Below are 19981 nucleotides of genomic sequence, written 5' to 3' on the forward strand. Positions count from 1 at the left end.
AATATGACAAAAGAAAAATACGATATCGTAATCCTTGGCGGCGGAATTGCAGGATACTCTGCTGCTATTCGCGCGAGCCAACTTGGAAAATCTGTTGCTATAGTTGAAAAATCTAAAATAGGCGGTACATGCTTACATCAAGGCTGTATCCCTACAAAATCTTTTCTTAAATCAGCTGAAGTGTTTCAATTAATTCAACATGCAGATGACTTTGGCGTAACCGCTGAACAGCCTATCCTTCAGTTTCAAAAGGTGATGGCGCGTAAAAACAATATTGTCAATGCGATGTATCAAGGTGTACAAGGATTAATGAAACGTCATAAAATTGATGTCTTTCAAGGCGTAGGTCGACTAATGGGCGCTTCTATTTTCACGCCGCAAAGTGGAACGGTTTCCGTAGAATATGAAGATGGCACTTCTGAGTTGTTACCAAATGATTATGTGTTAATCGCAACTGGATCAAAACCTATGGCACTGCCATTTTTACCTTTTGATCATCAACAAATATACAGTAGTAACGATTTGATGACACTAGAATCATTACCGCAATCTATTACAATTATTGGTGGCGGTGTGATCGGTCTAGAATTTGCTTCTTTCTTTAGCAGTGTTGGTGTAACTGTACATATTATCGAAGCTGGCCCACGCATTTTGCCAACCGAAAGTGTGCAAATCAGTCAATTAATTCAAAAACAATTGGAAGAAAAGGGTGTTCATTTCCATGTAGACACAGCACTTAAAGCAGACGATATTCAACAAGATGAAGATCAAGTTACTTTTAAACTTGATAAACCATTCTCCACTGAAAAAGTGCTTGTTGCGATTGGTCGACAAGTGAATACCGATGACCTAGGTTTAGACAATACAAAAGTCGTTTTGAACGATAAAAAAATGATTGAAACAAATGAATATATGCAAACTGCCGACACACATATTTATGCCGCTGGTGATGTGATTGGACATTTACAACTCGCGCATGTCGGTGCAAGAGAAGGTGTGATTGCAGTCGAGCATATCTTTAATGAAAATCCGCTTCCTATTGACTATGATACGATGCCGAGATGTGTATATACGTCTCCTGAAATTGCGTCTATCGGTGTCAATCAAGAAACTGCGAAACAACGTGGTCTCACATATGAAGTGATGAAAGCGCCATTTAAGGCGAACGGGAAAGCAATGATTTCTTCTTCAAAAGTACCAGAAGGCTTTGCAGAATTATTGTTTGATCAAACGTCTGGTAGTTTTATCGGTGCATCTTTAATTGGTCCTCATGTGACAGAGTTAATCAATGAATTAAGTGTTCTACAATTTATGAATGGGTCTGCACTTGAATTAGGACTTTCAACACACGCGCATCCATCCATTTCAGAATTACTCATGGAACTAGGATTAAAATCTAATCATCAATCTATTCACATATAGATAATAAGGAGGAAAATAGATATGAAAGATTATCAAAGTGTTGGCCTTGAAATTGAAGACTTGAAAAACATGTACCGTGCTATGGACTTAGGACGTAAATTAGATGAAAGAATGTGGCTGTTAAACCGTGCTGGAAAAATTCCGTTTGTCATTAGTTGTCAAGGCCAAGAAGCCACACAAATTGGTACCGCTTATGCATTACAACAAGGAGATGTTACTTCTCCTTATTACCGTGATTTAGCACTCGTTACATATTTAGGCATGACACCTTTAGAAACGATGTTATCAGCATTCGGTAAACGTGATGATATCAGTTCTGGTGGTAAACAAATGCCTTCTCACTTTAGTAAAAAAGAAGTCGGTATTATGTCACAAGGTTCTTCAGTTGCGACACAAATCCTCCATGCAGTTGGTGCAGCATTGACGTTCAAAATGGATGGCAAATCTCAAATCGCATTAACTACTTTAGGTGAAGGAAGTTCAAACCAAGGCGACTTTCACGAAGGATTAAACTTTGCAGGTGTACACAACTTGCCATTTATTTGTTTAATTGAAAATAATAAATACGCAATTTCTGTACCAAAAGAATTTCAGTATGGGGCTGAATATTTATCAGACCGTGCAAAAGGCTACGGTATGTATGGAGAAACGATTGACGGTAATGACCCGATTGCTGTTTACGGTGCTATTAAAGCAGCCCGTGAACGCGCAGTGAACGGTGAAGGTGCCTCTTTGATTGAAGCTTTATGTACAAGATTGACAGCACACTCTTCAGATGATGATGACCGCTATCGTACGAATGAAGAGAAAAACATGGATAAAGAGAATGATTGTAACCTTAAATTTAAACAGTATTTGATCGAGCAATCATTAGTTGACGAAGCATGGTTTGAATCGATTGAAAAAGAAAATCAACAATTGGTCCACCAAGCGACAAAAGAGGCTGAGGCAGCGCCATATCCAGATCCATCTGAAACATACTTACATGTCTATGAAGAAGGAGGGCTTCAACATGGCTAAAATTTCATATCTTGAAGCAATCAAACAAGCACTTGATGTCGCTTTAGAAAAAGATCCACAAACGATGATTCTTGGTGAAGACGTAGGTAAAAAAGGTGGCGTTTTCGGTGTAACAGCGGGTTTACAAGAAAAATATGGTGTCTATCGTGTTTTAGATACACCACTTGCTGAATCTAACATTGTCGGTTCTGCAATTGGTGCGGCAATGATGGGAAAACGTCCTATCGCAGAAATACAGTTTGCTGAATATATCTTACCGGCGACGAACCAAATTATGAGTGAAGCTGCAAAAATGCGTTATCGTTCTAACAACGATTGGCATGCACCATTAACGATTCGAGCACCATTCGGCGGTGGCATTCATGGCGCACTTTATCATTCACAAAGTATCGAAAGTGTATTTGCTTCAACGCCAGGTTTAACTGTAGTCATTCCATCTACACCGTATGACGCAAAAGGTTTACTTTTAGCTTCAATCGCATCAAACGACCCCGTTCTCTTTTTCGAACATAAAAAGGCGTATCGATTACTAAAAGAAGAGGTGCCAGAAGGTTATTATACGGTGCCACTTGGAAAAGCAGATGTGAAACGAGAAGGTCAAGATTTGACAGTATTCTCATATGGTCTTGCAGTGAACTATTGTCTTCAAGCAGCTGACTTGTTAAAAGGTGAAGGTATTGATGTAGAAGTTGTGGATTTACGTACGGTCTATCCACTCGATCAACAAACGATTATTGAATGTGCGAAAAAAACTGGTAAATGTTTATTGGTCACTGAAGATAATAAAGAAGGTAGTGTGATGTCGGAAGTTGCAGCCATTATTGCAGAAAATTGTTTATTTGATTTAGATGCACCCGTGATGCGACTTGCTGGCCCAGATGTACCTGCCATGCCTTTCTCACCACCGTTAGAAGACGAATTTATGATTAATCCTGATAAAATTAAAAATAAAATGCGTGAATTAGCGCAATTTTAAGGAGGTTCACTCATGGAAATCAAGATGCCTAAACTTGGGGAAAGTGTACATGAAGGGACGATTGAACAATGGCTCGTAAAAGAGGGAGACCATGTTGAAGAATATGACCCATTATGCGAAGTGATTACAGATAAAGTTACAGCTGAAGTGCCCTCATCATACACAGGAACGATTAAAAAAATTATCGCTGCTGCCGGCGAAACGATCGAAGTCGGTACAGTTATTTGTGAAATGGACGTTGAAGGAACACCAGGTGAAGCTACTGAAAATGTCGCACCAGAAGCTGACACGGAATCTCATGAACAACCAAAACAGCAAGCACCGTCAACGTCAACATCATCAAACCAACCTAAAAATAACGGTCGCTTTTCTCCAGTGGTGTTTAGACTCGCTTCCGAACACAATATCGATTTATCAACAGTGACAGGTACTGGATTTGAAGGTCGCGTGACTAAAAAAGATATCGAACGTGCTATCGAACAAGGTAGTTCTGTTATGGATAATAGCCAAAAATCTGAAGATAGCGTAGCACAAAAAGTGTCAACACCAGTAACACCGGCAACTACACAAAATGACAGTACATCTTCAGTAAGTGCGGGTGATACAGTCATACCAGTCAACGGTGTCCGTCGTCAAATCGCGAATAAAATGGTTCAAAGTGTGCATGAAATTCCACATGCTTGGATGGCAATTGAGGTAGATGCAACAGAGTTAACAAAAACACGTGCACATTATAAAAATCAATTTAAAGCGCAAGAAGGTTATAATTTAACATTCTTTGCATTTTTCATTAAAGCTGTAGCCGAAGCACTTAAAAAATATCCATTACTCAATAGCACTTGGCAAAATGATGAAATTGTACTTCATTCAGATATTAATATCTCTATTGCTGTGGCACATGAAAATAAATTATTTGTGCCAGTGATTCGTCACGCTGATGAAAAATCGATTAAAGGCATTGCTCGAGAAATTCATGAGCTCGCACAAAAAGCACGTCAAAACAAGCTTTCTTATGAAGATATGCAAGGCGGAACATTCACAGTCAACAATACCGGCACATTTGGTTCTGTGAGTTCAATGGGCATCATTAATCATCCTCAAGCAGCGATTTTACAAGTCGAATCGATTGTGAAAAGACCTGTCGTCATTGATGATATGATTGCGATTCGCTCAATGGTCAACTTATGTCTATCACTCGATCATCGTATTCTAGATGGTTTACAAGCTGGGCAATTTTTAAATGAAGTGAAACAACGTATCGAAGCTTACACGATTGAACATACACAAGTTTATTAATTTGTATGCAAAGGCTGGGAGATTAAGTTTCCTAGTCTTTTCCTAATGGTGCTGTTGATATCAAAAATTTGAAAATGAGTCATAAAATTTTAAGTCCCTACAACTGTTTTTCACATGTAAGTTGCCGAATGATTGCAGTTGTGTGTGACCTTTAGTAAAATGTAATTAATTGAAATACTGATGATGGAGGAATGTTCAAATGGATATGAACTTTGATTTATATATGAATAATATCGTAAAACAAGCGCGCTCTGAAATGGACCACGCAGGTTACGAACAGTTAGCGACTGAGGAAGATGTAGACCGTGTCTTCAAACAAGATGGAACAACTTTAGTGATGATTAATTCCGTATGTGGTTGTGCAGGGGGTATTGCACGTCCAGCTGCGACACACGCATTACACTATGATGTGTTACCAGATCGTCTCGTTACTGTATTTGCAGGACAAGATAAGGAAGCAACGCAACGCGCACGTGATTATTTTGAAGGTTATGCACCATCAAGTCCTTCATTTGCGTTAATGAAAGATGGTAAAATTACTGAAATGATTGAACGTCATCAAATTGAAGGCCACGACACAATGGACGTTATCACGCAACTACAAACCTTATTTGATCGTTACTGTGAAGCAAAGTAAGGCGGTTTCATCATGTTACGTTTAAATCCATATCGCATCGGATTTAGAACGATAAAAACTGCGGTCGGCATGGCACTAGGTGTAATCATCGCACAACTACTAGGGTTGGATAATTACGCTTCTAGTGCCATTTTAGTTGTATTATGTATTAAAGATACGAAAATACAATCCGTTCACGCTATTATTTCTCGTTTTATTTCCTGTTTAATTGCTATCGGTTTTGGTTGGGCTATTTTTCCACTGTTAGGGCAGCACGCCTGGGTACTCGGTTTAATCGTACTGTTTTTCATTCCTGTGACTGTGATGATTAATATGCAAGAGGGTGTCGTGACAAGTATCGTCATTTTGCTCCATTTCTTCAATGCTGATGTTATCGATTTTGGATTAGTTGTCAATGAAGTATTACTCATTATCGTTGGATTGGTCATCGCTTTTACAATGAATACAATTATGCCAAATTTAGACCATCAATTATCTAAATATAAAAAAGAAATTGAGTTTCAGTTCAAAAGCATTTTCCATACATTTAGTTCAGCATGTGCCATGCATAACAATCGACCTGATGTCACATTTACTTCTTTGGCACATACGATTCAAGAAGCGAAATCGATTGCGTTCAGAGATGTCAAAAATCATTTTGTGCGTAACGAAAACAGTTACTATCACTATTTTGACATGCGTGAAGATCAATTAGAAATCTTGAAGCGTATTAAAAATCATATTAAACATATTAATGCGAACGATGTGATGAGTGCACATGTTGCGCAATTATTTAATGAAATGGCTGAAAATGTGAATGAAAATAATTATACCGCCTTAAGATTGCATACGTTATACCAAATTCGACTTGAAATTGATCAACTCCCTTTACCACAAACACATGAAGAGCTGATGACACGTTCGAGTATGATTCAAATTTTGTATGATACAGAAGAATATTTAACAATTAAAGCTAAATTTGGTTCACTCAAAATGCACCACGAAATTTAATCATAGGAAAAAGGCGATATGACATATAAAATTTTGATGTCTAATTGTTCCTTATTTTTTGACGCTTTAATCATCAATAATAAATATAAGTCCATAAATAAACAGGCTAGGTAAATGCAATGGGTTCCTAGCCTGTTTATTTCCTTTTACATACTTAATAATGGTGCGATACCTGTTAAGATCAATGCAAGAACAATTGCCACAAGCATCACGATAATAAGCACTTTTCTTACTTTTTTATTTAACACGATGATTTGCCTCCAAATAACCTAAAATAATCTCATGCATAATGATTAAAATTATAACATTCATTTAAACAAAAGCCAAAATTTCTTTTAACATTATTTTTCTAGTCTGTCTGTTTTGCAATATATACAAAGTTCGATAAAATTAATGTAGAACATAAGGGAAGGTGACTGTATGCTTAACAAAGAGAGATTAATTGAAACATTTTTAGATTTAGTGCAGATTGATTCTGAAACAGGTCATGAAGAAGTCATTCAACCGAAATTGAAACAAAAGTTTGAAGCATTAGGGTTATCGGTTGTGGAAGATGATGCAAAAGCCACGACTGGCTTTGGAGCGAATAACTTAATTTGTACATTACCTGCCAATCAACAAGGCAAAGATAAAATTTATTTCACTAGTCATATGGACACGGTCGAGCCTGGTCGAAAGGTAAAACCGATCATCAAAGAAGATGGCTTCATTTATTCTGATGGAACGACAGTCCTTGGCGCTGATGATAAAGCAGGCTTAGCTGTCATTTTTGAAGTACTCCAAATCATTCATGAGCAACAGTTGCCACACGGTCAAATACAATTCGTGATTACAGTGGGCGAAGAGTCTGGCTTAGTTGGCGCAAAAGCTTTACGCAAAGAAGATTTAGATGCTGACTATGGCTATGCGATTGACTCTGCAGTGCCTGTTGGAAGTATTACGATTGGGGCGCCGTACCAAATGAAGGTGAATGCAACGATTCATGGTAAAAAGGCGCATGCGAGTACGCCGAATGAAGGGATTAGTGCGATTAATATTGCAGCAGAAGCCATTAGTCAGATGAAGCTTGGACAAATTGATCATGAAACGACTGCCAATATTGGTAAGTTCCAAGGTGGTGGGCCTACTAACGTTGTGACGGATTTAGTGAATATTTGGGCAGAAGCACGTTCACACTCAAAAGATAAACTAGACGCACAAGTCGAACATATGAAAGTAACATTTGAAAATGCCGCGAAACAACATGGCTGCCATGCTGAAGTTGAAACTGAATTATCTTATCCTGGATTTAGAGTAGCGCCAACTGATCGAGTGTACCAAGTGGCAGAACAAGCTGCAAACGCATTAGGCTTTGATATGCAAGCGGATGTCGGAGGAGGCGGTTCTGACGGCAACATCATTAATCACCTTGGTATTCCGACTGTTATTTTAGGCGTCGGTTACGAAAAAATTCATACGACGGATGAACGTATTTCTAAACAATCTCTATATGATTTAACGCATTATGTCCTAAAAATCATTGAATTGAATTCGTAAGCTAATAAAAGGCTTCATCGGCTATTATGTGATACAATGAATCCATAATTTATAATAAGAGAGGTTAAGTATAATGACACAACAAATCGGTGTAGTAGGTTTAGCCGTAATGGGTAAGAACCTAGCTTGGAATATTGAATCAAGAGGTTACAGTGTATCTGTTTACAACCGTTCTTCAGACAAAACAGATTTAATGGTTGAAGAATCTAAAGGGAAAAACATTGTACCTACTTATTCAGTAGAAGAGTTTGTAAATTCTTTAGAAAAGCCACGTAAAATTTTATTAATGGTTAAAGCAGGAGAAGCGACAGACAAAACAATCGACAGCTTATTACCATTATTAGACGATGACGATATTTTAATCGACGGCGGTAACACAAACTACTTAGATACAATTCGTCGTAATAAAGCGTTGGCTGAAAGCGGCGTCAACTTCATTGGTATGGGTGTTTCTGGCGGTGAAGTAGGTGCTTTAACAGGTCCTTCATTAATGCCTGGTGGTCAAGAAGCTGCTTATCATAAAGTGTCAGACATCTTAGAATCTATCTCAGCTAAAGCAAAAGACGGTAAACCATGTGTGACTTACATTGGGCCAAATGGTGCAGGTCACTACGTAAAAATGGTACACAATGGTATCGAATACGCCGACATGCAATTAATCGCAGAAAGCTACATCATGATGAAAGACTTATTAGGCATGTCACATGAAGAAATCTCTGAAACTTTCAAATCATGGAATGCTGGAGAATTAGAAAGTTACCTCATCGAAATTACAGGTGACATTTTCACAAAACTTGATGAAGATGGCGAACCACTTGTAGAAAAAATCATGGATAAAGCGGGGCAAAAAGGAACTGGTAAATGGACATCTATTAACGCATTAGAATTAGGTGCGCCATTAACAATTATCACTGAGTCTGTATTTGCACGTTTCATTTCTTCATTAAAAGATCAACGTGTCAACGCATCTAAAGTTTTAAACGGACCTTCTGCTGCATTTGACGGCAACAAAGAAGAGTTCCTTGAAAAAATTCGTCGTGCATTGTACATGAGTAAAATCTGTTCATATGCGCAAGGTTTTGACCAAATGAAAACAGCAAGTGAAATCAATGAGTGGAACCTTCAATTAGGTGACTTAGCGATGATTTGGAGAGAAGGTTGTATCATTCGTGCGCAATTCTTACAAAAAATTAAAGATGCATACGATAATGATAGCAACTTACAAAACCTTTTATTAGACGGTTACTTCAAAGATATCGTGACTGAATATCAATCAGCACTTCGCGATGTTGTTGCTACTGGTATCCAAAACGGTGTTGCACTTCCTGGATTCTCAGCAAGTATCAACTACTATGACAGCTACCGTACTGAAAACTTACCAGCAAACTTAATCCAAGCGCAACGTGACTACTTCGGTGCGCACACGTATCAACGTAAAGATCAAGAAGGTACTTTCCATACACAATGGACGAAATAAGAACTTCTTGATATATAAAGAGGTCAGGATTAATCCTGACCTCTTTTTCACATTTATGATTGTGCCTCTTGTTCTTGATAATTTTTAATAAAATACAACATGACAAAAATCATACATATCCCACTAATCATAAAAACCAGTCCGTAACTATACGGGATGACAAATCCAAAGAATATGAGCCCGAGTGGATTGAGTCCAGTGGCCAAACTTTGCAATAAAGCAAATACACGCGATTTGTAATCTTCATCTATCGTATTGTGTAACATAATTTGAGATGGAACACTATCAATAGGAATGGCAATGCCAATCAATACGATACCAATGATCATCACAATATATGCCCAAAACGGTATCGCTACAAAAAGGTTTGATGATGCGATAACGAAAAGTGACACAATTAAAATGAGCATGGATATGACATTCATTTTCTTCAAATTATTTTTCATGTTAAAGAAATTCAACGCAAGGAATGTTAATAACAGTGTCCCTCCTAAAATACTTTCCATCGTCCCTAAATGTGCTGACGAATAACCAAGTTTCGTCACGATAATAATTGGAAGTCCAACAGTTAAAGATTGTCCTAAAAAGTTAATAACGCTTGATGTTAAAAAGAGTGTAGACAAGTTTCGCTTTTTAACAACATACTTAAAACTTTCTGCCATGCCTTCTGTAAATTTTTTACTTTTGCTCAGTGCATTTGCAGGTTTAAAACTCAATAAGAAAATAAGAATCAAGCCCACAAACTCAGTAACACTATTCAATAGTGCTAATGTTTTAATATGGACAACAGTGACTAAAAATCCAGAAACAATAGGGACTGCTATCATCGTTGCAGACTGAATGGTTTGTCTGATGGTCACTACTCTCTCAAAATAGTCTTGTGTGATGTACTGCAAGTTTGATGAGACAATCGTTTTGACAATCATATCGATAAATACTAAAACAATCATCACGGCAAAAATACTTGCAATTTCCTCATGATACACCATTGAAAAAATGAATAGAGTAACGACGCTTAAAACTTGTCCTAAAATCAACATTTTTTTATTTGAATGGCGATCAATCATATTGCCAAATATCGGCAAAGTCAATACTTGAATAATGGCTAGAATCGATAAATAAGTCCCAAATAGACTCCCTGAACCAGTCAGTTGTAATACATAAAAACCGCATGCAAAAGTGAAGATGCCTGAAAACACAGTTGAAATGGTACTAAACAAAATAAGAATGACTGACTTCTGCATTTAAATGACCTCCTAAAAGCTTAACAATATCATACAGCAAATGAAACCCATTTTAAAGAGTGAATATTCAGAAAATAATGCAATTCAAAATGCTTATATGGCTCAGTCGATAAAAAATAAGCACAATCCGTTCTCGTACGTTATCGAAAACAACGCATCAAAACGATTGTGCTTACTCTATAGTTAATTTTCATCAATATTGACAGGGACGCATAATTGCACTTTTGTAAAAGGGTCTTCAAAAGAAATGTCGAGTGGATAAATTTCAATATAAAGTGCATCTCGTTCAAAAGGCAAGGTAAGTTGCAAGCTCGTTTCAATATAATGCCATGCCTCACTTGTAACGAAATCGATTTCACCTTGTAAATTAAACATCGCATATTGTCGGCCTGCTAAAAATCGATCTTCTAAATGACCTGGAAAACGCTCACTCGGTACACCGACAAATACTTCGAGCCCTTGTTCAAGCGGACAACTCACGACAAATAACTCATGTGGTCCAATATCGTTATATCGAATGATGTCCTTTAAAATCCCATCCATTTTTAAATCTTCAAGAAAATCCGGAATAATAAAGTGATTATCCAATTCAGCTGAAGGCACAAATCTCGAACAACCCACTAATGAAAAGTCACCTAATCTTTCTAAACGATAAGGGTAGGGCTTTTGAGAAGTGGTCGATATTTTTAAATAAAGTCGTTCTTGCATTTGTAGTTGTTCTTTTTTCAGCTTGGCTTGTAGTGGTGACACACCATGATAATCACTAAAATCATGTGCAAACGCATTCGCATCCGTATATTGATAGCGCTTAGCAAGATCAATGAGACGATTTGCACCATGAATTAAGTCTTGTGCAGCGAGTGTCAATCTTCTTGCACGACAATATTCTTGAGGTGTCTTTCCAATAATCATCGTAAAAGATTGTTCTAAATGATAAGGAGAAATTTCAACGTATTCACTTAAAGTTTGTAAATCAAATGGTTCTAATAAATGATCCTCAATATAAACCATTGCGCGTTGTAAATGTTTAATGACGTCCAAATTTTTCACTCCCTATAACTCTAAAAGTCTCTTCCTCTAATGATGTATCCAATTATTGATTATATAACAAAAATCAGCTAAGTGACACTAAAATGTGAACCACTTAGCTGATTATCATAAACCAAGATGTGTGCGCATCTCTATTGAATGTCATTCCACCATTTAAAGCCATCACGACTCAATAATAAATCACTTTCTAAAGGACCATTTGTACCTGATTCATAGTTTGGAAATTCTGGTTCAAAGTTATCCCAAGCTTCTTGAATTGAATCGACAAATTTCCAAGTTGATTTTAATTCTTCCCAATGTGTAAAGTTTGTCGCATCACCTTTTAACACATCGTAAAGTAAGTTTTCATAGGCATCCACTGTGTTCATTTTATCTTGTGCACTCATCGCATAAGATAATTGTACAGGCTCAGTTTCGATACCTTGAACATATTTTTTACCATTAAGATGGATAGACACACCCTCATTAGGTTGAATATTAATGACAAGTAAGTTAGAGTCCAAATGTTTATCTTTTTGATAGTATAAATTCATCGGCACTTCTTTAAATTCAACAACAACTTGAATGGATTTACGTTTCATACGTTTACCAGTACGAATATAGAATGGCACACCTGCCCATCTAAAGTTGTCGATTTCTACTTTACCTGATACAAAAGTAGGTGTTGTAGAATCTGAAGCGACTTTATCTTCTTCACGGTAAGCTTTCACTTCTTGACCATTGATGAAACCTTGATCATATTGACCACGTACGAACTGATTTCTCACTTCATCAGGTTGGAGCACGTGTAATGATTTTAATACTTTTACTTTTTCAGCACGGATATCATCACTGTTCAAACTAATAGGGGGTTCCATTGCTAATAATGCAACCATTTGTAACATATGGTTTTGTACCATATCTTTTAAAGCCCCGCTTGTTTCGTAATAGCCACCACGATCTTCAACACCAAGTACCTCAGAAGATGTGACTTGGATATTTGAAATATATTTGTTATTCCATAAAGGTTCGAACATCGCGTTACTAAAACGTAATACTTCAATATTTTGAACCATATCTTTACCTAAATAGTGGTCGATACGGAAAATTTCTTCTTCTTTAAATGAACGACGAATTTGTTCATTTAATTCTTCGGCTGATTTCAAGTCACTACCAAACGGTTTTTCAATGACAAGGCGTTTGAAGCCATTTGTATTCGTTAAACCTGATGACTTTAAGAAATCAGTTACGACACCGAAAAATCGAGGTGCCATTGCTAAATAAAAGACACGGTTTCCTTCTAATGAGAATTCACGGTCTAATGATTCGCTTAATTCTAGTAATTTTTGGTAACTTTCCTCATCACTCACATCATGTGGTTGATAAAATACATGTTGCATAAACTTATCTAGATGTTTTGTATCTTGTACGTGTTCTTGAATAGACGATTTCACTTGTGCTCTAAAATCATCGTTAGTTAATTCACGTCTTCCGATACCAATGATTGCAACTCTTTCATCTAAATTATCTTGTTGGTATAAGTGAAAGAGTGATGGAAATAGTTTGCGGTGACTTAAATCACCTGTGGCACCAAAAATTGTTATGAGTGCTGGAACATGATTATTTGTCTTATTCAAGATTCAAAACCCCAATTCTTAATTTTAGTTCATACATCAATTATGTGTTTATTATAGAACATATCACGGTCTCGGTCATATATTCTGCTTTACACTTAAAATTTTGCCGATTCTCAGTCGTTTTATGATAATATAACGCTAGAGGAGGTACAATGCATGGAAATTACATTTTTTGGTACAAGTGCAGGATTACCTACAAAAGAACGCCATACACAGTCTATCGCGCTCAAGCTCGAACCTTATGCGACTGATGTTTGGTTATTTGACGTGGGTGAGGCAACACAACATCAAATCTTACACCATTCTATAAAGCTCGGAAAAGTGAGCCATATTTTCATTACACATATGCATGGCGATCATGTTTTCGGTTTACCGGGTGTTTTAACGAGTCGATCATTTCAAGGTGGCGAATCAAAACCGCTGACTGTTATAGGACCTAAAGGCATCAAAGACTATGTTGAATACAATCTATCACTCACATATTCACATTTAAATTATCCTTTACATATCATTGAAATAGAAGACCAGATCGACATGATCATTAACAAATTTGAAGTCATCGCACGACCGCTTAATCATGGTATCCCGTGCTTTGGGTATCGTATTCAAGCACCGCACACGCCTGGTAAGTTAGATGTGCAAAAACTACAAGCGCTTGGCATACCTCCAGGACCTCTTTATCAAAAAGTAAAGTCACAAGATACATTTGAATTTGAAGGGCAGATTTATGATGCAAATGAATTTAAAGGTCCAGATAAAATAGGGCAAGTCGTTACTATTTTTGGCGATACAAAACCGAGTCAATATGCATTTGAATTGGCAAAAGATGCCGATGTATTAGTTCATGAATCAACCTATATTGAAGGAGACAAATCTTTAGCCAATGCTTATCATCACAGTCATGTAGATGATGTGTTGGCATTAATCGATACAGCTAAAGTCAAACATGGCCTACTTACGCATTTAAGTGGGCGTTATACAAAAGAAGATATTGAAGAGGTTGAGGCAAAGTTGAAGGAGCATTCGACATTATCTTTTCAATTTGTAGAGGATTTTGATAGCTATCATTTTTAAAGTTTTTATGGATTACGGTGAACAATGAATAGGTAGCAACTTCACATTTTGTCAAACCACTCTCCATTTCTCAGGGGTCTATGTCTCAACATACTATCATCGGATTAAAATATGATAGCGTTGAGACACGTCCTGGGAACAGTATGCGCACTTAATGACATTAATCATTGCATCACTAAGTAGAATTCAGATGAGAAAGCACCATTGAAATTCGAGCATTGCTCATATATAAAAAGCGTATTTTCTTAACTTACCTCGTCGATTGTTGCGTTTTTAATCTTCGTCTTGTGTCGACAGTTCGATACTTCTATTCACTGCTGCATTTAAACAATCTTCAAAGATACCCTCGATGTCATATTCCGATAATGCATTCAAACCTGCTTGTGTTGTACCACCTTTTGAAGTGATGTTTTTCCTTAGTTGCTCCATACTTAAATCTGAACGTTCAATCATTTTACTTGTTCCGATAATTAATTCACGAATCGATTCTTCCACTTGAGATTTTTCTAGACCTAATTTTGTACCCGCAATGACATATTTTTCGAACACATGATATAAAAATGCTGGTCCACTTCCTGTGATGGCTGTCACTTGATGTAAATGGTCTTCTTGAACTTCTAACGCCGTACCAAACGCATTAATGATTTCTAAAATTTCATCTTTCGCTTTACCACCAAAGTTTGAAGAAAAACTCACACCTGTCACAGAATGACCGACATGTGCGTTAGTATTTGGCATAATGCGGGCAATAGGATTCGTCGTGTCAATTTTTTCTTTAATATACGAAATAGGAAGACCTGCCATAATAGATATAAATCGATTGTTCGGTTGTACATGTTGCTTAATTCTGTCTGCCAATTGATCAAAATCATGCGGTTTCGAGCCTAAAAAGATATAATCCGCATCTTTTAATAACGTTTCATCATCATAACTGTATTGGACACCTAAATCTTCTTCATATTCTTTCAACATATCTTCATTTGAACGATTCGTTAAATAAATATTTTCTGCTGGGACGACTTTCGAATTCACAATACCTGTAAAAATAGCGTGCGCCATGTTGCCAGCGCCGTAAAATACGATTTTCATACGAAATATCACTTCCTAAAAGTATTTTCTTGTCTTATAGTAACATATAACAACATTATTATTGAGTTGAGAGGGGCGATATAGAATGCGACAAGGTCATTTTTTAATCACAGGGAGTACGAGTGGGTTAGGTTATGCACTCACACATGCGCTTATATCTGCCCATTATTCTATTACACTCCTTGTACGTGATATAAACAAAGCACGTACATTATTTCCAGATTCGGATGTACAAATGATTCAATGTGATTTAACAAAAGAAAGCGACATTCTTGAAATAACGCGTTATTTTAATAGCCAAACCCACTTTGATGGCATCATTCATTGTGCTGGACTCGGTTACTTCAAAGGATTAATGGAACATACGCCTACAGAAATTTTACAAACATATCAAGTGAACGTGATTCATTTTTCGATGCTCCTCAATCAGTGTGCACCCTATTTATCAACGCGTGCTTCAATTGTCGGAATCAGTAGTCAAGCCGCTTCTGCAACACAACCTTTCGCCGCTCATTACGGTGGAAGTAAAGCTGCACTCAATCATGTATTGAACGCCTTACGCATCGAACACCCACAGTGGCATGTGCTCAATGTCAATGTCGGACCTATCGCAACCCCGTTTCATGCTAAGGCAGATCCATCTGGTCAATATGCGCGTAAAATGAAAAAAATAATGTTGAACCCTGAACAACTTGCAGAAAAAATTGTTCTAGCGATTCAACATCGTAAACAAGAATTGAATGAACCTCAGTCTATTCATTTTTTACTTAAACTCTATCAACTCGCACCTCGTCTATTTGAGAAAGTGGGCCGCCGCTTTTTCTTAGGGAAGCAACGATAATCACTATTTCATTTCCCAATGTTGTGTAAAATGTAATTGTTTCACAACTGTAGACGCTTGTTCTAACTGGGCTTCACTGATTTGTCGTTGATACTGTTTTACATTTTGTTGTAACTGCTCAACCGAACTTGCGCCAACGATAATCGATCCTAACACGTCAAATGATTTTAAGTAATTGAATGCGAGTCCCGTCAATTCAGGATCAATTTGTTGTAAAGCAATTACTGTTTCCTTGAGCGCTTCATAACTATAATCAAAAATTCCGTCCTCAAACTTTGTTGTTAACACTTTTTCAGAACTTGGCGTTAATAAACCTTTAAATACAGGACCTCGTGCTAGCAATTTGACACCTTTGTCATGCACTTCATTGAGTAAGTCGACAGGTCTATTATCGATTAAGTTAAATTGAGACATTAATGTTTCAATTTGACTATGCTGTAAATAATAACGAATGACATTAGGGCGAATAGAGGACAAACCATACGCACGAATCACACCTTCTTGCTTGAGTTCATCAAACGCACGAATCGTTTCATCAAGTGGATCGTCAATTGTGCCGCCATGCAACATATATAAATCGAGTGTATCCAATCCTAAACGTTGTAGTGAATTTTTTACATTTTCCTTAATGTAACGCTTGGAAGGATCCCAAAAAGTTTCCCCGTTTTCTTTTAAATGATTGCCAACTTTAGTCCCAATAATGATATCATCACGATTTTGATACTTTTTCAGCGCTCGACCGACGATTTTCTCATTAACACCTTTATCATAAATATCTGCTGTGTCAAAATATGTAATACCTTCTGTAACTGCTGCATCGATAATTTGCTCTGCTTGCTTTTCTTCGGTACCTAAACTCATACATCCAAGGCCGAGCTCTGACAATTCAATACCACTTTTCAAAACATTTTTTTGCATGATGTGACTCCTTCCGATAGAATTTATGTATATTCATGATAGCAAACCGTATAGCCAATTGAAAAGGAGAGAACTTACAATGCATTTTGAAGAAAAAACAATCTCTAAAGAATCGATATATAAAGGGAAAATTATAGAAGTTGAAAAACATAAAGTTTCATTACCTAACGATGAAACAGCGTATCGCGAAGTCGTTAAACATAACGGGGCAGTCGCTATTTGTGCATTAACCCCCAATCAAGAAGTCATTTTAGTGAAACAATATCGTAAAGCACTAGAACAAGAACTGTTAGAAATTCCAGCTGGCAAACTTGAGCCTGGAGAAGACCGTGAATCTGCTGCAATGAGAGAACTTGAAGAAGAAACAGGTTATAAAGCCAAAAAGCTTACTTTAATCGGCGAAGTTTATGGAACACCTGGCTTTTCAAATGAGAAAATCTCAGTTTATTTTGCCGATGCGCTCGTTGAAGGTGAAGTGAACTTAGATGAAGATGAATTTGTTGAGAAAGTGCTATACTCACTTGATGATGTCAAAAAAGCTGTAGAAGACCGTACTATTGAGGATGCAAAAACTTTTATCGCTTTCCAACACCTATTATTACATTATAATCATTCTAAATAAGATGCGAAAATGGTTGCTTTTTTTCTCAATTACTGGTAATTTATAACAAGAAAACATATTTAATTGTAATAATTATAATTTTCAGTAGAGGAGTGAGGCTTCCGTGGAGGAAAGACTGAATCGCGTGAAGCAACAGTTGCAACAGTCTTCATATAAATTGACACCGCAACGTGAAGCAACCGTACGTGTGTTAATCGAAAATGAAGCTGACCATTTAAGTGCCGAGGATGTTTATTTAAAAGTGAAAGAAAAAGCACCAGAAATAGGGCTCGCAACCGTTTACCGTACATTAGAACTATTAGCAGATTTAAAAGTTGTCGACAAGGTAAGTTTTGGCGATGGCGTTTCTCGATTTGATTTACGTAAAGAAGGCTCCAAGCATTTCCATCATCATTTAGTATGTATGGAATGTGGTCGTGTAGATGAAATCGATGAAGACTTATTACCACAAGTAGAAGATCGTGTTGAAAATGAATTTAACTTTAAAATTTTAGACCATCGTCTTACATTTCATGGAATTTGTGAAACTTGTCAAAAAGAGGGTAAAGGTTCCAAGTTATAATTGAACAAAGGACGTTGACGAGAATCGAGGTCAATCTATGGAAGAAATTCGAGATGAGTATTTAAGATTTATTCAAATTGAAAAAGGGCTATCCAACAATACGATTGCTGCTTATCGCCGTGATTTGAATCATTATTTGAACTATTTGACAGAGCATAAAGTGGCCAACTTGAACTTCGTGGATCGTCAAATGATTCAAGAATGGTTCGGTTTTTTGCATGATGAAGGCCGATCTGCAAAAACGATTGCGCGCTTTACTTCTACTATTCGCAGTTTCCATCAATTTGCTTTAAGGGAAAATTATACTTCACATGATCCAACTGTACTCATTGAAACACCAAAGTATGATCGAAAACTTCCAGATGTATTATCTATTGCAGAAGTTGATCAATTATTAATGACGCCTGACGAAACAAAAATTAACGGCTATCGTGATAAAACAATGCTCGAATTACTATATGCGACAGGTATGCGTGTTTCTGAATTGATTCATATCGAAGTAGAGGATATTAATTTAATGATGGGATTTGTGAAAGTATTTGGTAAAGGAAGTAAAGAACGTATTGTACCATTAGGGGAAACAGTGATTGATTGTTTAACACATTACATTCAAAACATTAGACCTCAACTATTGAAACACACAGTTACCCATGTTTTATTTCTTAATTTACATGGTAAGCCATTATCTAGACAAGGTGTGTGGAAAATGATTAAACAAACTGGTGTCAAAGCAGGCATTATGAAACGTTTAACACCACATACATTACGGCATTCATTCGCAACGCATTTATTAGAAAATGGTGCGGATCTACGTGCTGTACAAGATATGTTAGGGCATTCTGATATTTCAACAACACAACTCTATACACATATTACTAAAAATCAAATCCGTAAAATTTATCAAGACTATCATCCAAGAGCGTAAAATAAACAGAAACAAAATTTATAAAAAATGGATGGGTATTAAGTCGAATGATGTCGCTTAATACCCATCCGTTTTTGTATGCATTGATAAAAGTCGGCTAAATCAAAAAATATGGAATTTTATCTTCATCCCACTTTTTCATTTCAAAAACACCTTATTTTCTTTTCTCCTCTAATGCCGCTTCTCGTGCTGCGATGACGTCACTTCTGTCCCTTAATTGATGATGATGCAATATCCCCGGCGTCTCTACAACCGTATCAGTCACCTGGAAATTCGGAAACTGCACCTTAACTTTCTCAATCATCGCTTCTGTAAGTGGCAATTGAATAGGTGAAAAGGGGATCTCATGCGCAGTGTCCTGAATCAATTGTGTGAGTATATTTAAATAAGCTTGGCGTTCGAGCCCTAAAGTAATCATTGTATCTTCAGGATAATCCGCTATAATGTGATAAGCTTTGTTAAAAGTTTTATGTGCACCTTTAAAGTTACCTCTACGATAATGGTAGCTCCCAGTTGCAAGCAAAATTAAACTTACGACAGCATCTTGTTTTGAAAAGACTTGTTGCATTTTCCATGCTTCTTCCAAAATATCATGACAGAGAAAATAATGTTGTTCATGATGAAACTGATAGTAAAAATGGACTAAATCATTTTCCAACATTGCTCACTCCAAAAATTTATTGTTA

At 36.8% G+C, this 19981-nt stretch carries 20 protein-coding genes; 13 read left to right on the top strand and 7 right to left on the bottom strand.

Annotated features, from left to right (window positions below):
* The first annotated feature begins 3 nt into the window (after positions 1 to 3).
* From lpdA to CCE82_RS01830, 6 genes are all read left to right on the top strand, one after another.
* The gene (lpdA, locus tag CCE82_RS01805; protein ID WP_086427724.1) at positions 4 to 1422 is read left to right on the top strand and encodes a dihydrolipoyl dehydrogenase; all 1419 of its coding nucleotides are present in this window, start codon (positions 4 to 6) and stop codon (positions 1420 to 1422) included.
* Positions 1423 to 1443: 21 nt separating this feature from the next.
* Positions 1444 to 2442, top strand: a complete 999-nt coding sequence (locus CCE82_RS01810; protein ID WP_086427725.1) for a thiamine pyrophosphate-dependent dehydrogenase E1 component subunit alpha — start codon at positions 1444 to 1446, stop codon at positions 2440 to 2442.
* Complete coding sequence (locus tag CCE82_RS01815) at positions 2435 to 3418, top strand: alpha-ketoacid dehydrogenase subunit beta (protein WP_086427726.1); 984 nt, start codon at positions 2435 to 2437, stop codon at positions 3416 to 3418. The genes CCE82_RS01810 and CCE82_RS01815 overlap by 8 nt, the downstream gene beginning before the upstream one ends.
* Positions 3419 to 3430: 12 nt before the next feature.
* Positions 3431 to 4714, top strand: a complete 1284-nt coding sequence (locus CCE82_RS01820) for a dihydrolipoamide acetyltransferase family protein (RefSeq protein WP_086427727.1) — start codon at positions 3431 to 3433, stop codon at positions 4712 to 4714.
* 199 nt (positions 4715 to 4913) lie between these two features.
* Positions 4914 to 5351, top strand: coding sequence for a bacilliredoxin BrxB (brxB, locus tag CCE82_RS01825; RefSeq protein WP_019168729.1), 438 nt, complete (start codon positions 4914 to 4916; stop codon positions 5349 to 5351).
* A gap of 12 nt (positions 5352 to 5363) precedes the next feature.
* A complete protein-coding gene (locus CCE82_RS01830) occupies positions 5364 to 6341 on the top strand; it encodes an aromatic acid exporter family protein (protein ID WP_086427728.1) in 978 nt (325 codons plus the stop codon).
* Between the two features lie 146 nt (positions 6342 to 6487).
* Here CCE82_RS01830 and prli42 read toward each other — a convergent pair whose 3' ends face one another.
* Positions 6488 to 6589 (bottom strand): stressosome-associated protein Prli42, encoded by a 102-nt coding sequence (gene prli42 / locus CCE82_RS12945; RefSeq protein WP_019168731.1) that lies wholly within the window; start codon positions 6587 to 6589, stop codon positions 6488 to 6490.
* Positions 6590 to 6761: 172 nt separating this feature from the next.
* Between prli42 and CCE82_RS01835 the strand changes: the two genes are divergently transcribed.
* Complete coding sequence (locus tag CCE82_RS01835; RefSeq protein ID WP_086427729.1) at positions 6762 to 7877, top strand: tripeptidase T; 1116 nt, start codon at positions 6762 to 6764, stop codon at positions 7875 to 7877.
* A 73-nt stretch (positions 7878 to 7950) separates the two neighbouring features.
* Positions 7951 to 9354: an NADP-dependent phosphogluconate dehydrogenase gene (gene gndA / locus CCE82_RS01840; protein ID WP_086427730.1), complete on the top strand. Its 1404-nt coding sequence runs from the start codon at positions 7951 to 7953 to the stop codon at positions 9352 to 9354.
* Positions 9355 to 9407: 53 nt separating this feature from the next.
* Here gndA and CCE82_RS01845 read toward each other — a convergent pair whose 3' ends face one another.
* From CCE82_RS01845 to zwf, 3 genes are all read right to left on the bottom strand, one after another.
* Positions 9408 to 10598, bottom strand: coding sequence for an MFS transporter (locus tag CCE82_RS01845; RefSeq protein ID WP_086427731.1), 1191 nt, complete (start codon positions 10596 to 10598; stop codon positions 9408 to 9410).
* Positions 10599 to 10781: 183 nt separating this feature from the next.
* A complete protein-coding gene (locus tag CCE82_RS01850; RefSeq protein ID WP_086427732.1) occupies positions 10782 to 11639 on the bottom strand; it encodes an effector binding domain-containing protein in 858 nt (285 codons plus the stop codon).
* A gap of 140 nt (positions 11640 to 11779) precedes the next feature.
* Positions 11780 to 13264, bottom strand: coding sequence for a glucose-6-phosphate dehydrogenase (gene zwf, locus CCE82_RS01855; protein ID WP_086427733.1), 1485 nt, complete (start codon positions 13262 to 13264; stop codon positions 11780 to 11782).
* 156 nt (positions 13265 to 13420) lie between these two features.
* Here zwf and rnz point away from each other — a divergent pair, with 156 nt between their 5' ends.
* A complete protein-coding gene (rnz, locus tag CCE82_RS01860; protein WP_086427734.1) occupies positions 13421 to 14338 on the top strand; it encodes a ribonuclease Z in 918 nt (305 codons plus the stop codon).
* 273 nt (positions 14339 to 14611) lie between these two features.
* Here the strand turns inward: rnz and proC are convergent, their stop codons facing one another.
* The gene (gene proC / locus CCE82_RS01865; RefSeq protein WP_086427735.1) at positions 14612 to 15427 is read right to left on the bottom strand and encodes a pyrroline-5-carboxylate reductase; all 816 of its coding nucleotides are present in this window, start codon (positions 15425 to 15427) and stop codon (positions 14612 to 14614) included.
* An 85-nt stretch (positions 15428 to 15512) separates the two neighbouring features.
* Between proC and CCE82_RS01870 the strand changes: the two genes are divergently transcribed.
* Entirely contained in the window at positions 15513 to 16268 is a 756-nt protein-coding gene (locus CCE82_RS01870; RefSeq protein WP_086427736.1) for an SDR family NAD(P)-dependent oxidoreductase, read from the top strand.
* Positions 16269 to 16271: 3 nt separating this feature from the next.
* On the opposite strand, the gene CCE82_RS01875 is transcribed toward CCE82_RS01870, so the two are convergent.
* Positions 16272 to 17186 (bottom strand): aldo/keto reductase, encoded by a 915-nt coding sequence (locus CCE82_RS01875; RefSeq protein ID WP_086427737.1) that lies wholly within the window; start codon positions 17184 to 17186, stop codon positions 16272 to 16274.
* A 79-nt stretch (positions 17187 to 17265) separates the two neighbouring features.
* On the opposite strand from CCE82_RS01875, the gene CCE82_RS01880 reads away from it, so the two are divergent.
* From CCE82_RS01880 to xerD, 3 genes are all read left to right on the top strand, one after another.
* A complete protein-coding gene (locus tag CCE82_RS01880) occupies positions 17266 to 17808 on the top strand; it encodes an NUDIX hydrolase (protein WP_086427738.1) in 543 nt (180 codons plus the stop codon).
* Positions 17809 to 17911: 103 nt separating this feature from the next.
* Positions 17912 to 18370: a ferric iron uptake transcriptional regulator gene (gene fur / locus CCE82_RS01885; RefSeq protein ID WP_086427739.1), complete on the top strand. Its 459-nt coding sequence runs from the start codon at positions 17912 to 17914 to the stop codon at positions 18368 to 18370.
* Between the two features lie 37 nt (positions 18371 to 18407).
* Positions 18408 to 19295, top strand: coding sequence for a site-specific tyrosine recombinase XerD (gene xerD, locus CCE82_RS01890; protein WP_086427740.1), 888 nt, complete (start codon positions 18408 to 18410; stop codon positions 19293 to 19295).
* A gap of 154 nt (positions 19296 to 19449) precedes the next feature.
* Here xerD and CCE82_RS01895 read toward each other — a convergent pair whose 3' ends face one another.
* A complete protein-coding gene (locus tag CCE82_RS01895; RefSeq protein ID WP_086427741.1) occupies positions 19450 to 19956 on the bottom strand; it encodes a DUF309 domain-containing protein in 507 nt (168 codons plus the stop codon).
* Positions 19957 to 19981 lie beyond the last annotated feature (25 nt).

This window comes from Staphylococcus cornubiensis, from assembly GCF_900183575.1.
In the GTDB taxonomy this organism is placed as follows: Bacteria; Bacillota; Bacilli; order Staphylococcales; family Staphylococcaceae; genus Staphylococcus; species Staphylococcus cornubiensis.